The organism is Nonomuraea bangladeshensis (genome assembly GCF_039529455.1).
Lineage (GTDB): Bacteria > Actinomycetota > Actinomycetes > Streptosporangiales > Streptosporangiaceae > Nonomuraea > Nonomuraea bangladeshensis.
In genome coordinates, this window is record NZ_BAAAMV010000010.1 from 107981 (window position 1) to 120747 (window position 12767).

Genomic DNA, 12767 nt, shown 5'->3' on the forward strand with positions numbered 1-12767 from the left:
CAGCAGATGGTCAGCCCTCTTCGACCCACAGCGTCCCGGCGAACGTGAAGTCGTCCGCCGGCGTGGTCTGCATGCGGACGAACAGCCCCTCGCCCTGGATGGCCTTGGGCGCGAACGCCGGGTCCGGGTACCAGATCTCGAACGGGCTGTTGCGGACGTTCCACGACATCTCTTCGAGGATCTCCGTGTCGCCCGTCGTGGTCGCCACCGTGGCGTTGTTCGTCTCCGAGGTGAAGGACGGTGCCTGGTTGGACTTGGCGATGTTCTCCGGTGCGCCGGCCGAACCGCCCGAGCCGCTCGTGATGGTGGCACGCATGCGGATGATGCTGATCCGGAGTCCTTCCTCCTGGGCGTCACCCACCTCGGACGTCTGCCCGAGCCGGATACCCCGGATCTTGCACGGGAGGTCGTCGGCAGGCAGGACCTCCCACAGATCCGCGTTGCCGCCGCTCGCGGTCACGGTCGCCGTGAACGGAACGGTGTAGATGTCGCTCATCCGAGCCTCCATATTCTGTTCGGGCGATGCGTGAAGAACGGGGAGCCGCCAGCGCCCAAGTGCGTGATGGTCAGCTTGGGGTCCTGCGTGGTTCCGGTCTCGTCGGCGGCGGAGAACTGCAGGTAGGCGACGCTGGTGGGCTGGCCACTCGTGCGCATGTTGCTGGAACTCAGCAACAAGTAGACGGTTCCGGTCTTCAAGTTCGCGGCGCTCAGGAAAGCAGCCTGTGAGGCGAAGGTCCTGTACGTGTTGGTCGAATCGAACTGAGTGAAGGTGCTCGACGCTAGGAGGGTCAGCCCAGACAGAGAGGCGCCAGCGACCCAGTCGGCAGTGGTGAGCGAGGCGCCCCAGTCCAGCGCCCTTGCCTCTATCGTGTCGGGGCCCGAGCTTCTCAGGTAAAGGTCCAGCGTGACTGCGGAAACCGTGTCGTCGTCGGCTATCGCGGACGTGTCAAACGAGACGAAACTCTCGTAGCAGGCAAACTGTCCCGTGCCTTCGAAGTTGTTCGACTGCCCAGCGAGCAAGGACGTGGAGGACGGGAAGGCGCTGAGGTTTGATCCCGATCTTGCCGTCGTATAGCTGGAGTTACGCGAATAGACATAGCCGTCCGCTGTGCTCGCGAACACGGTTGTGACTGTTCCGCGGGTTCGCCACCCCTTCGGGTTCGGTGCACCCTCGACGCTGTCCCACACCGCTTCCCAGAACGCGGCGACCGGGTCAGCGCTGATCAGCCGCTCCATGACGGGACGGCCATCCTTCGCTTGCCCCGTCTCCACCAGACGTACCCCAGCACGGGGCACGGTGGGCGGGTTGATGATGCGACGGTGCGGGTCGATCGGGAGTTCCCGGCCCCGCTCGTCGAACAACTGCACCCATGCGTCAACGCCGATGATCTCGCCGTCGCCGTCGAAGATGTAGTCGGGGGCTTTGGCCACGACGAGCTTGAGCCCGTCGCGGCCTTGCTTCTCCAGCTTCGAGCCCGGCCTTGCTGCCCATTCCTCGCCAGTGACGGCCTTGACCAGCTCAGCGCGGCCCTTCCGTACGGGGTCCTTGGGTTCCCGTTCGAGCTTGGCCATCGTCAGTCCTGCGTGTCCGCGAGCGTGACCCGCGGGGTGACGCGGATGAACTCGCCGTCGAACTCGATGACCAGCGGCGTGGTGAACTCCTCGAACCACTGGAGCGCCCCGTCAGAGGTGCGGGTCACGTAGTAGCCGTACAGGGTTTGCGGCGTCTGGTCTGCTGAGCTGATGAAGTTCTGCGCCGCGTACGTGCCCGTGGCCGGGTCGCCTGCGCTGGTCGTCCACCCGCCGCCGGTCAGCGCCGCCGAGGCGTACCCGGTGAAGTCCGCTTCGGTGAAGTCGGCCTCTGTCAGCGCCTCGACCTGGCCGGCGGTGAGCCCGTCCGTGACGTCGTTCTTGAACAGCCGCAGCGTGTAGCCCACCGCGAGGATGGCGTCGAGGAACGCCTCCTCGCCCTGGTTCACCACCACCAACGTCATGACGTGGCCACCGCCCCTCTAAAGCCGCCTCGCGTGAACTCGTCACGGATGATCTGGATCAGGTCGCGGTCGGAGCGGATCGAGCCCTGCACGTACAGGTTGACGACCACGCCGCCACCGCCGCCGCCCTGGTTGAGCATCTGCTTGCTCTGCCCGGCCGGGATGACGGTCGAGCCGAACGGGAGCCGCACCAGTTCGGGCCCCTGCTCGCCGACGAGCGTCATGTTCGAGCGGGGCCCGCCGCCAGCCGCGCCGATGATGCCGCCCCGTGCTCGGGTGGACGCTGACACGTTCCCGGCCCGGTAGATCGACGTGTCGCCGACCGTGCGGACGGTCACGGTCACCGTCTTGTTCGGGATGGACGCGAGCGCCGACTTGGCCTGCGCGACAGCGGTTTGGAGCTGCGAGATCTCCGCCTTGAGCTGCGACTTGCGTTCCTTCGTCAGCTCCGGGTTCTGCAGTTCCTTCTTCGCCGTGGCGAGCTTCGACTGTAGTTCGCTGATCTCCGTCGTGATCGCGGACCGGTATTCCTTGACGAGCTTGGGGTCGCCCAGCTCGGTGATGGCCCGGCCCTTCGCTTCGAGCAGCCTCGTGATTTCGGCGTTGAGCTGCGCCCGCCGCTCCTTGGTCAGGTTCGGGTCTGCGAGTTCGGCCCGCGCCTTGTCGAGCTTCTGCTGTAGATCCCAGATGTTGGCCTTGAGCTCCACCGCCTTGCCCGCGTCCTGCGCGGCCCGCTTCCACTCGTTGACCTTGCCGAGCGCCTGGTCAATGCCGGACACCAGCTTGCGGCTGATGTCCTCCATGCCGGGCATGTTGCCGAGCGCCTGCGCGACGGTGCGCAGGGTGCCGAGCAGCTTCTCGGCGAACCCGAGCACGGCCTCACTGGCTCCGACGAAGACGCGGCCCAGTACGGCGTGGACGTTGTTGACGACGCCGACCATGGTTCCGAAGAAGCTGATCAGGCCGGAGATGGCGTTGATCGTGGCAGGGATGGACTGGAGCAGGCCCATGAAGAGGGTCGTGAAAATGGTCTTGTTTTCTAGGACAACGTTGGCCAAACCGGACAAAGATGACGCAATGTCCTTGAAGAGGTTCTTCATCTGAGGTCCGACCTGCCCCATCAGGCCGGCGAACGCCGACGCGATCGGCTGCAGGGCAGGCTTCAGCTCCTTCAGCCCGCCGATGAACCCCTTCAGGAAGCTGTTCGCGCCATCGGCGATATCGACGAAAGCCGCCTTCAAGGTCGGCTTCAGCTCCGCGCCGAGATCCTTCAACGACGAGCGGATAGTCCCGAACGTGCTGGTGATCGGCTGGGAAACCTCCCGGATTCCCTCGATCATGTCGCGCTTGAACTCACGCCACGTCTTCGCCATCGCCTCGGCGCTCGCGTTGAACTTGGCCGCCCGCTCCTTCTCCGCCTCGTCCCACTCTTTGTCGATGTCCTCGATGTACAGGTGAGCCATCGCGGCCAGACCAGCCAGGCCAGCGCCGAGCCCCATGACGATGCCGCCGCCAAGGACCGTGCCAAGCGCCGGACCGACCGAGGCCAGCACGCCGCCGAGCGCACCGATAAGCGCCGGCTTGGCCGCCGTAGCCGCCATCTCGAAGGTCGTGCTGAGCGCGCCCTTGATCTCGCCGACACCGGCAGTCACCGCCTTGGCGATGCCCTGCATCAGGCCCGACCCGGCCCGCGACGTGTCCACGTCGACCTTGGCCGTGACGGTGCGCCCGTTCACGTCATCCAACGACCGCTGGACCGCCTGCAGCTTGGCGAGCGCGGTAGCCACGTCCGCCCGCACATCAGCGGAAACGGTGTCGCCGTCGATCTCGCGCAGAGACTCGATGATCGCCCGAAGCTCGCCCTCGGCCTGATCGGTGTCGATGTCGATACCGACCGTCTTGCTGGACAGCGATTGGATCGACGACCGGATAGCCGCGATCTTCACCTGCGCCTCGGACGAGTCTGCGGTGATCTTCACGCTCGGGAGCGACTTCACCGCCGACTCAATGCTCGACTTGAAGCCCCGCGCGAACGCGCCGCCGATCTCGTCGCCGTCCTTCGGCGCCCGCTGACGCTGCTTGGTCGTCTGCTCCTTCAGCGGCGCGAAAGCGTCGCCGAGCCCGTCCTTGATGCCGCGCTGCAGCTCACGCCCGGCCTGCTCCCCGGCCTCGCCAGCGTCGTCGACAGCGCCCTGCATCTGCTTCTGCGCGGTCTCCCGCATGCCGGCGAAGGAGGTGTCGAACTGCTTCTTCAGGCCCGAGAACAGGCCGGACGTCTTGTCCCGCCCCGTAACGACGATCTTGACTTCGTTCGCCACGGCTACTCACCCCCGTCCGAACCGAGTTCCTCAAGAGCGAGCAGCCGCAGCAGTTCGGCATCCTCGGCGAGCAGCGCAGACGGCAGGCAATGGAAGCGCTCGCACATGCGGAGCACCCACTGGGCGTGATTCAGCTCGCGAGGCTTGCGGACGACGTTTCCATCGGAATCGACGCCGCCAGGGACGGCTCTCCACCTGGCGACGGCTGTGGCAAAGGGTCAGACACGCCGCTGACCGCGTTCACGTACGCACCGACGATCGCGAACACGAACTCCTGGTCCTGACCCTTCAACCCCTCGACCGTCGCAGGGATCGGCCGGTCGTCGTCGTCTTCCAGGTTCCACGACACGAGCACCTCGGCGAACGTCGCGAGCATGCCGTCCACGTCGGCGAGGGTGGCCTTGTCGAGGTTGTCGATGGTGTCCGCCATGGTCATGAGGTCGCCGAGCGGCATAGACCGCGCCCTGACCTCAAGGCCGTCCATCTCCGGGTCGGCGAACTGCAGGTTGTACACCTTCCTCGCCCGCTTGTAGCCCACGGCTCAGCTCCACGCCGGGACGGTGCCGTCAGCGAGGACGCCGGGCGCCGACCAGGTCAGCGAGCCATCGTCGCCGCGGCTCAGCGAGTAGTCCGTGTACAGCACTTCGGGGGCGAGCGTCTGCCCGGACACGGTGATCGTGGTCGTCCGCGCCACGCTCGTGCTGGACACCGTCTTCAGCACGGTGTGCGACTTGTCGGCGGCGTCGTTGAACACCCCGTTGAGGGTGATCGAGAAGTCCGCCAGCAGAAGCAGCCGCTCCATCGCCGACTTGTCCAGGCCGGTCACGTCCTGCACCGCGCGGGGTGTGCTGAACTCGAAGTTGGTGACGTCGTTGCGGATGTCGCACACGCTGCCGCTTGAGTCATCGACCGACAGCGCAGACCATCCGAGGCCGCTCTCCTTTGCCATGACGGCTATCCCTTCTCGATCTGTTCGGCCAGTCGGCCCTGATGCTCTTGGAAGTCCTCGACCCAGTCCTCGGCGTTCGCGTGCCTGCGGACCTGGCCTGTCGGGTTGCCGCGCCAGTCGCCGCCCCGGACGAGGTACACCTCCGGGCGTGCGGTGCGCACCTGGTGGGGGGCGAAGCAGCGTTGCCCGGCCTCGAACGCGAACACCGTCAGGCCGGCCGGGTCGCGGTCCTCGGCGAAGCGGCGGCCGGACTCGCGCCGGATGTAGTGCGCCTGCTTCTGCCCGAGGTCGGTCCGCTCGTCGATGACGGACCGCCACCCGTGCAGGTAGGCGGGACAGTCGGCCTCTGCGCACGTCGCGGGCCGCCAGTGCGTCGCCGGAGGGGCGACCACCTGGTACGTCTGGAACGCCTGCACGGGCAGCGCGGGCGTGATCCTGGTCAGAGGCCGCATCAGAAGCTCACCTCTGTCTCGTTGACGACGACGACCACGTTGAACGAGGCGGACGTGAACGTGCCGGTCGTGACGACGCGGAGGTACCGCTTGACCACCTGATCGGTGGCGGTCGCGATCCGCTGCGACGTGACCCCGGTGGCCGCGGTGAACGCGCCGCCGGCGACGTCGGCCCACTCGTCCACGTCGCCGTCGTCGTCGGACTCCTGCAGCTTCACCGTCACGGACGTGCCGGTGACACCGATCACCTGCATGTACGCCTGGAGCCCGTGAGTGAACGACTCGCCCAGGTCGAGCGATGCGCCGTTCGTCGCGCCCGAGTCGGTCTGTACGCCGTCCGTGACCTGCGTCCCCCACTCCAGGCCGTAGCCGTTCGCGAGGGCCTGCACGGAGATCGTGAGGCTTCCGTCGTCGCCGCGAGACGGGTCGTAGCCGATCTGCTTGCCGACCATCGCCGCGCCCGGCCTGCCGAGGCCAGCGCCGCGCAGGTAGGTGACCACCTGGTCCGAGGTGGGGAGCGCGGACAGCCGCTCGTGCGCCTGCCCCGTGGCGGGGTTGAACCACGCCGACCACTCGATCGCGCCGTCCCGGAGACCGCCGATCCGCTCGGGTGCTTCCTTGTCGATGCCGGTCACTTCGAGCGGGGCCGGGCCGCCGCCGACCCTGCCGATTGAGCCGATGTCGCCCGACAGGTCGTAGCCGGCGACGAGAAGCCGGTCGCCGAGTCCTGACTGCTTCGCCATCACGCCTCCTGGTCCCACACGTCGTTGATGAGCAGGGGCAGCGTGACGGTGAACACGCGGTAGGTGTTGCCGTCCTGCTCCAGGTAGCCCGCCTGCGCGGACAGGGGCGGACCGGCCTGCCCGAGCAGGTCCACGTTCCGGATGCGCCCGCCGAGGTCGAAGTCACCCGAGTACGCCGACATGAGCGCGTCGAGGGCGGCGAGCATCGCCGGGTCGATCGCGTCGGCAGGCTCCTGCAGCATCGACGTGTACAGGCGGACGTTGAGGACGAGCCGCGCCGTCGTGGCGGTCAGCCCGGACCCGCGCGGCGCCGGTCCGATCTCCTGTACCCAAACAGCCGCAGTAAGGCCGTTGCCGGGCGCAGAAGCGGGCTCGTGCCCGTTCACCCGTTCGAAGTGTCCGAGGGCCGCAGCGTGGCTCACAGCCGCGTCTAGGACGCCCACAGCGTCGAGGGCCACCGCTACTCCATCCGTCTGAGGTACTTCGGGAGGACGCGCTCAGCGATCGGGGCCGCCTCAGCCTGGAGCCGCTGCGTCGTCAACCGCACGTGCGGGTAGCCGGGGAAGCGCGTCACAGGCGAGTTCCGCGAACCCTCGCCCGCCAGCCACGGGCCGTAGACGACGCCGCCATCGTGGATGACGCTGTCGCCGCCGGCCCGGTCCGTCTGCACCTGCGACTCGTAGTAGCCGGTCCGGCGACGCAGGAAGCCGCGCAGCTCGGTACGGAAGACGTTCACGCCGTGCTGCGCGATCGTCTCCTCCGCGTCCTCGATGAACGCCTTCACAGCGGCGTGAGCGCGGCCGTCGAACACTGGGCCTGACGCGCTGCTCGTCACGGTGATGCTCATGACACGCCCCTGATCCGGGCCTTACGCCCGTACATCGCGTACGCCTGATCGCGGATCTCGCGCAGCGCCCGGCCTGCGACCTCGCGTTCGTTCTCACCCGAACCGATCGAGCGGGCGTAGCCGGACTGCCGCTGCAACAAGGTGTTGATCGCCTCGGCCTCAACCAGTTCCCGCACCGTCGCGGGCACCTCGTGCCGGACGATCGCGGCGCCGCTGTTGTGGGTCGCCGCCGTGGTGCCGACCGCGCCGCGCTCCACGGTGAGAGCCCGCAAGGCGTAGACGGTGGACCCGGTGTGGGCGGCCAGGACGCTGCCGTCCCACGCCCTCTTGACAACGAGGCTGTTCCCGGCGACGTCCACGATCAGCATCCGCTCCGCGTCGAGCAGGATCACCTCGCCCGGCTGGTACGCGGTGCCGTCCGTGACTGCGACGAGGGCGTCCGCCGCTGACGTGTTGAGCGGCGACTGGAGCGTCTGCCCCGTGCTGGCCATTGCTTTGCCGGTCACGAGCATCCGTTCGTCGCCGACGCGGATGAGGTCGCCCACGCCGATCGCCGCCGAGTCGGTGACGGTCACGCTGGTCTGTGTCGCGTTGAGCGCCGCGGCGAGGACGCCGGCCGGGCTCTCGTCCGCGCGGTAGCCGTACACGCCCGTGATGGAGATGGCCCGCTGGTGGGTGCCGCCCGCCGAGAACGCCGCCGACGAGTCGAGGTCGATCTCGATACGCCGGTACGGTGGGCCGTCGTCGGGCCGAAGGAAGTAGTCCGACGAGGGAATTTCCTCGCCACCGACCGTGAGGGCTTCGACCTCGATCAGCTCGTTCGCGTCGAGCCACAACCGCCACGGCCGGGCAAGCTGGGCGTTCGGCCAGTCGAACGACATCGTGCGCCGCTCCGGGTAGAAGCGGCGGTGAAGCAGGCCCTCGACAGCGCGGGACGCCGACTCGATGGCCCGGTCAACCTGCGGGTCGCTGCGCGCGGTCAGCTTCACGTCGAGCGCCGACTTGACGGCCTCTCGGGTGGTGTAGACCGGCGTCGTGATCGCCATGGGTACCTCCCGAGAGGTCGGTGTTCAGTTGTGGTCGAGCCCGTCAGGGTGAGGCACAGAGGGTCATCTCGACCCTTCGCGCGCTACTCAGCCGCGCCAGATCCATCCGTCGAACGGGCAGTGGAGCTGCCCTTGCGGCCCTTGCTGGAGCGGCTCCCCGTCGTTGGGGCACGCCGTGGGCGGGGCTGCTTCGCCGGCTGCTCGCTCGTCTGCTGCTTCTCGGAGGATGTCTCCGAGCTGTTCCCAGGAGATGGCTCCTCCTTCGGCAGGTGGACGGGGGCGACACTGGCCCCGCCCAACCGTGTGATCTTCGGCATGCCTTCCTCCTCGTGCTCGGTGCCGCCGCAGTGCGGGCATGCCTCGACGCCCACCGCGAAACGGGTCGAGCAGCCGAGGCACACCCACAACGCCACGCCAGCCCCCTTACGCCTGCGGCTGGACCAGCTTGGCCGGGGCCCGCTGCACGTTGAGGCCGTGCAGGATGTACAGGCCCGCGCCGAGCTGCGCGTTCGCGGCGGTCGCGGCCACGTTGACGGACACCCACTCGTAGCCGTCGCTCAGCGAGTTCGCCGAGATCTCGACCACGTACAGGCCCTCGACCTCCGCCGAGGCGTCGCCGAGGTCCACCGTCGCGGAAGCGGACTGCGACACCTTCGTCCACGTCTCGTCCGCGTCGAGGGTCGCCTCCTCCTTGCGGTAGAAGTGCGTCGCGACAGCCAGGTCCGCAGTGGTGCCGGACGAGGCGGCGGTGTGCTGCTTGATGGCCAGGTCCGGGTCAGCGCCCGCGGTGCCGGCGCCCTTGAAGAACACGAACGTGACGCCCGTGCAGTTCTTCAGGTGGACGCGCAGGCCGGTAGCGCCGTCGTTGGTGTTGAGGTCCACCGGCGTGAACGCGGGGACGATGTCGAACAGCCTTCCCAGGGCTTCCATTGATCCGGTCTCCTTAGCCGAGCTTGACGACGGCGGACAGGGTGTCGGACCCGTTGCGCGGGGTCAGCGCGCTGTTCAGCCAGCACCGGCCGTCCACGCGCTCGATGATCCGGACCGCGGTCTGATCGTTCTTGAACTTGTAGTGCGGCGACGTCTCCAGGCTCATGGCCTGCCGGTCGCCGACGAGGTAGTAACCGAAGTCGACGAACGACAGGTCACCGGCCGTGCCGAGCGCGGGCACCTTCTCGGTGAAGATGACCGGGCGACCGAGCAGCGTCATGGGCGGGCCCTCGATGCCCTGCCCGTTCGACAGCCACAGCGCCGGCGAAGCGACACCGTTCGTGTCAGAAATGATCATCTGCGCGAGCTGGGGGAACGTGTTGATGTTCGCCAGCCACACCGCCGAGCCGAGCGACGCGGGCAGCATGCGGGCGTACATCTTCACGACGTCCGCCCAGTTGATCTCATTGCCGGTCGCGCGGGAGACCGTGACGGCAGCGTCAGCGTTGAGCACGCCCAGCGGCTCGCCCACACCGGACCCGTCGATGAACGCGACGTCCTCGAAGTAGGCGATGGCCCGCGGCCACACCTGGTTGAGGAACGACGCGAACGAGACCACGCTGTCCTGGAACAGCTCGTTCGGGACCTCGCTGTAGCCGGTCAGCTTCCGCGCCTCCAGGACGACCCGGCTGAACGTGGCCGAGGTGTCGGTGAGAGCGCCGGCCTCTTCCGTCCAGTAGCCGATCATGCCGCCGTACACGCTGGAAGCGTGCGAGGTGTCGTCGATGACCGGCAGCGGGACACGCAGGCTGTCCATGGGGATGACGGTCGCGCGGGGGCGGACAATGCTAGTCTCCAGCGCCACCTGCAGCAGGTTCGAGCGCAGAGTCTCCGGGATCAGGAAACCGCCGTCCGAGGGGATCGTCGAGCCGTAGCTGTTGCGGATGGCCTGGATCTGCTCCTGCGCCTTGACGGCGTCCGCGCTGGTGTTGCGGTACCAGGAGGCGCGCAGGAACGCCTCGGGCGAGTCGAACAGCGCGTCCACCTTCGCGCCCGGAGCCTGCCGGTTGTACAGGGCCGACGTCGCCCCGGCCCGGTTCGCCGGCGACAGGTCGAGGCGGTTCACCTCGGACGCGCCGTGCTCCTTCAGGTACTCGGCGAGGACACGCTGAGTCTCCTCCCGCACCTGGGCGGCAAGCTCGGTGCCCTTGCCCTGCAGCGCGTTCGCGTACGCCTTGATGAAGTCGCCGAAGTCGGCGGACGGCTTGCCGCCCTCGAACATGGCGGCGACCCGCCCATCGGCGAGCATCTCCTCCAGCTCGGTGGCCGAGGTGGGGATGGTCGTGGTCACTTGAAGGCTCCCTTCATCGCCGCGACGAACGCCTCGGCGTCGAACTGAGGTGGTGTCGGCGCGACGGGCGCCGGTTCCGGCTCGACGGCCGGAATCACCGGGTCGGGCGCCTGTGCCCGGCCGGCGAAGTTGTAGATGGACAGGTCCCACGTGTTGTCCGCGGACTTGTCCGGGGCGGCGTGCACTTCGTCGGCGAGCCCGGCCTCGACCGCTTCGTCCGCCGAGTACCAGGTTTCGGCGCGCATGCGGGTGCGCCACTCCTCGACGTCGCCGCCGGCCCGCTCCGCGTAGACGGACGCGATGTTGCCGGACACCTTGTCGAGCAGGTCAGCCATCTGCCGCATGTCGCTCGCGTTGCCGATCGACAGGCCGGACGCCTCGTGGATCATCATCTGCGAGTTCCGCGCCATCACGACCCGGTCACCCGCCATCGCGATGACGGAAGCGATCGAAGCGGCCAGGCCGTCAACGGTGACGGTCACCTGCGCCTTGTGCTGCCGGAGCGCGTTCATGATGGCGATGCCGTCGAACACGTCCCCGCCAGGGCTGTTGAGGTGCAGCTCGATCCGGTCGGCGCTGATCCCTTGCAGGTCCCTGACGAAGTCCTGCGCGGTCACGCCGAAGTACCCGATCTCGTCGTACACGTGCACTGTGGCCGCGCCCTCGGCGCTGTTCTCGATCCGATACCAATCCGTGCGGCCCTCACGCAGCTTCGCGATGGGGCGGGCCGTCTTAACCCTGCTCTGCAGGTCGAGCTTGTCCACTGGTGTCCCTCCCCACGTAGCGCATGCGTGGCAGTCCCATGGCGTCGGCGACGTCATCGGGGTGGTATCCGGCCTCGACGAGCGCCTTAGCTGACGCGGCGCGCGAGTCGCGTTCCCGGTCTTCGGCTTCGGCGTCCTTCGGGACCGGGTTGTCGTAGTCGAACTCGACGCCCTGGCCGGTGCTGCCGAACAGCGGCAGGAAGTGATGGTTGAGCGCCTGCTTGATGCGTTCGAGCCGTGGCACGATCAGCCACCGGGCGAACATGGCGTCCTGCGCCTCGGCAACCGCCCGGTTCACGTCGTCGGACGTGCCGAGCACGCTCTTGGGGAAGCCGAACGCCTCGCGGATGATCTCCCGGCTGACGCTGCGCAGCTCCACGAACTGCATGTCGCGCATCGTGAACTTGCGGTCAACCCACTTCGCGCCCTGCTCCAGCATCGCCACCCGATGGGCAGCGGCCACGCCGCGGTGCTGCTCGTTCCAGCGGTCGCGCAGCTCGTCGAACTCGTCGTCCGACAGGCGCCGGTCGATCTCGATGATGCCGCCCGGCTCCGCGCTGTTCTTGAAGAAGTTGCGGTTCCACTCCGCCGAGAACTGCGAAGAGTCCAAGTCGGTGAGGATCGACTGCACCGGCCCCATGCCCCGGTACGGGTCCATCGGGTTCGGCATCCGCAGGTGGATGACCTCGTCGAGCTGGAGCGGCACCTTCTCCCCGTCCGGGCCGCAGTACACGTACCCCTTCAGGAAGTCCGTCCGGTCCGGTACGGGCTCGATCCTGTCGGGGCGGACAGGCCAGAGCTCCAACGGGATCGACCGCATCGCCGGGTTCCGGGCCACGACCCACACGCCCTCACCGACGAGGTCAACGTGCTGCTGGAACGACTCGACGAACAGTTGCCGCGTGTAGAACGGGTTCGGCCGGTTCCAGATGTCGAGCGCCAGATGCGACGTGACCTCGGTCCGGTCCTCTTCCTTGCCGGACTTCGCCTTCCGCCACAACCGCCAATCGACCTGCGACGAGGCGTTGCTGGTCCGGTTGACGATCGCGAACAGCGTCCCCACAGAGCCCATCGCGGCCATCGCCGCTTCCCGGTCGTCGCGCTGCCCGAACGGGCTGGGAAGCCGGGAGCGTCCCGTGTACGGCACCGGGGCCTTGTTGAACAGGGCGGTCACGCCGCCGATGAGGGACTTCACGGGTTACTCCCTCCCGTGATCCGCCACTCCAGGACGAAGCACGACACCCCCGCGACGGCGAGGCCGGCCGGGACGGCGAACAGCCACGCCGCGGCGGACAGAAGCGCCAGCCCGGCGATGACGAGCAGCACGGGGATGGCTGGCCGGACGCGCGAGAACACGCTGTTGGGCACGGGGC

Annotated in this window: 16 protein-coding genes; all 16 read right to left on the bottom strand. The window is 67.9% G+C overall.

Features of this window, described 5'->3' with window-relative positions; all coding sequences use genetic code 11:
* Positions 1-10: 10 nt before the first annotated feature.
* A complete protein-coding gene (locus ABD292_RS33010) occupies positions 11-496 on the bottom strand; it encodes a hypothetical protein (protein ID WP_344214269.1) in 486 nt (161 codons plus the stop codon).
* Positions 493-1572: a hypothetical protein gene (locus ABD292_RS33015; RefSeq protein WP_344214271.1), complete on the bottom strand. Its 1080-nt coding sequence runs from the start codon at positions 1570-1572 to the stop codon at positions 493-495. Before ABD292_RS33015 ends, ABD292_RS33010 begins: the two co-directional genes overlap by 4 nt.
* A 2-nt stretch (positions 1573-1574) precedes the next feature.
* Complete coding sequence (locus ABD292_RS33020; protein WP_344214273.1) at positions 1575-1994, bottom strand: hypothetical protein; 420 nt, start codon at positions 1992-1994, stop codon at positions 1575-1577.
* Positions 1991-4312 (bottom strand): hypothetical protein, encoded by a 2322-nt coding sequence (locus ABD292_RS33025; RefSeq protein ID WP_344214275.1) that lies wholly within the window; start codon positions 4310-4312, stop codon positions 1991-1993. Before ABD292_RS33025 ends, ABD292_RS33020 begins: the two co-directional genes overlap by 4 nt.
* A 130-nt stretch (positions 4313-4442) precedes the next feature.
* The gene (locus tag ABD292_RS33030; RefSeq protein ID WP_344214277.1) at positions 4443-4850 is read right to left on the bottom strand and encodes a hypothetical protein; all 408 of its coding nucleotides are present in this window, start codon (positions 4848-4850) and stop codon (positions 4443-4445) included.
* A 3-nt stretch (positions 4851-4853) separates the two neighbouring features.
* Positions 4854-5261, bottom strand: coding sequence for a hypothetical protein (locus tag ABD292_RS33035; RefSeq protein ID WP_344214279.1), 408 nt, complete (start codon positions 5259-5261; stop codon positions 4854-4856).
* Positions 5262-5266: 5 nt separating this feature from the next.
* Entirely contained in the window at positions 5267-5713 is a 447-nt protein-coding gene (locus ABD292_RS33040; RefSeq protein ID WP_344214281.1) for a hypothetical protein, read from the bottom strand.
* On the bottom strand, positions 5713-6456 hold the full coding sequence (locus ABD292_RS33045) for a hypothetical protein (protein ID WP_344214283.1): 744 nt from the start codon (positions 6454-6456) through the stop codon (positions 5713-5715). Before ABD292_RS33045 ends, ABD292_RS33040 begins: the two co-directional genes overlap by 1 nt.
* A complete protein-coding gene (locus ABD292_RS33050) occupies positions 6456-6914 on the bottom strand; it encodes a hypothetical protein (protein ID WP_344214285.1) in 459 nt (152 codons plus the stop codon). Before ABD292_RS33050 ends, ABD292_RS33045 begins: the two co-directional genes overlap by 1 nt.
* A 2-nt stretch (positions 6915-6916) precedes the next feature.
* Positions 6917-7303, bottom strand: a complete 387-nt coding sequence (locus ABD292_RS33055; protein ID WP_344214287.1) for a hypothetical protein — start codon at positions 7301-7303, stop codon at positions 6917-6919.
* Positions 7300-8349: a hypothetical protein gene (locus tag ABD292_RS33060; protein ID WP_344214289.1), complete on the bottom strand. Its 1050-nt coding sequence runs from the start codon at positions 8347-8349 to the stop codon at positions 7300-7302. The genes ABD292_RS33055 and ABD292_RS33060 overlap by 4 nt, the downstream gene beginning before the upstream one ends.
* 423 nt (positions 8350-8772) lie before the next feature.
* The gene (locus ABD292_RS33065; protein ID WP_344214291.1) at positions 8773-9279 is read right to left on the bottom strand and encodes a hypothetical protein; all 507 of its coding nucleotides are present in this window, start codon (positions 9277-9279) and stop codon (positions 8773-8775) included.
* Between the two features lie 13 nt (positions 9280-9292).
* A complete protein-coding gene (locus ABD292_RS33070) occupies positions 9293-10630 on the bottom strand; it encodes a phage major capsid protein (RefSeq protein ID WP_344214293.1) in 1338 nt (445 codons plus the stop codon).
* Positions 10627-11394 (bottom strand): head maturation protease, ClpP-related, encoded by a 768-nt coding sequence (locus ABD292_RS33075; RefSeq protein ID WP_344214295.1) that lies wholly within the window; start codon positions 11392-11394, stop codon positions 10627-10629. The genes ABD292_RS33070 and ABD292_RS33075 overlap by 4 nt, the downstream gene beginning before the upstream one ends.
* Positions 11363-12589, bottom strand: coding sequence for a phage portal protein (locus tag ABD292_RS33080; protein WP_344214297.1), 1227 nt, complete (start codon positions 12587-12589; stop codon positions 11363-11365). Before ABD292_RS33080 ends, ABD292_RS33075 begins: the two co-directional genes overlap by 32 nt.
* Positions 12586-12762, bottom strand: coding sequence for a hypothetical protein (locus ABD292_RS33085; protein WP_344214299.1), 177 nt, complete (start codon positions 12760-12762; stop codon positions 12586-12588). Before ABD292_RS33085 ends, ABD292_RS33080 begins: the two co-directional genes overlap by 4 nt.
* Positions 12763-12767: the final 5 nt, after the last annotated feature.

Excerpts from the sequence above, each read along its gene's own strand:
- ABD292_RS33010 (WP_344214269.1), bottom strand. The coding sequence starts at position 496 with ATGAGCGACATCTACACCGTTCCGTTCACGGCGACCGTGACCGCGAGC.
- ABD292_RS33015 (WP_344214271.1), bottom strand. The coding sequence starts at position 1,572 with ATGGCCAAGCTCGAACGGGAACCCAAGGACCCCGTACGGAAGGGCCGC.
- ABD292_RS33020 (WP_344214273.1), bottom strand. The coding sequence starts at position 1,994 with ATGACGTTGGTGGTGGTGAACCAGGGCGAGGAGGCGTTCCTCGACGCC.
- ABD292_RS33035 (WP_344214279.1), bottom strand. The coding sequence starts at position 5,261 with ATGGCAAAGGAGAGCGGCCTCGGATGGTCTGCGCTGTCGGTCGATGAC.
- ABD292_RS33040 (WP_344214281.1), bottom strand. The coding sequence starts at position 5,713 with ATGCGGCCTCTGACCAGGATCACGCCCGCGCTGCCCGTGCAGGCGTTC.
- ABD292_RS33045 (WP_344214283.1), bottom strand. The coding sequence starts at position 6,456 with ATGGCGAAGCAGTCAGGACTCGGCGACCGGCTTCTCGTCGCCGGCTAC.
- ABD292_RS33055 (WP_344214287.1), bottom strand. The coding sequence starts at position 7,303 with ATGAGCATCACCGTGACGAGCAGCGCGTCAGGCCCAGTGTTCGACGGC.
- ABD292_RS33060 (WP_344214289.1), bottom strand. The coding sequence starts at position 8,349 with ATGGCGATCACGACGCCGGTCTACACCACCCGAGAGGCCGTCAAGTCG.
- ABD292_RS33065 (WP_344214291.1), bottom strand. The coding sequence starts at position 9,279 with ATGGAAGCCCTGGGAAGGCTGTTCGACATCGTCCCCGCGTTCACGCCG.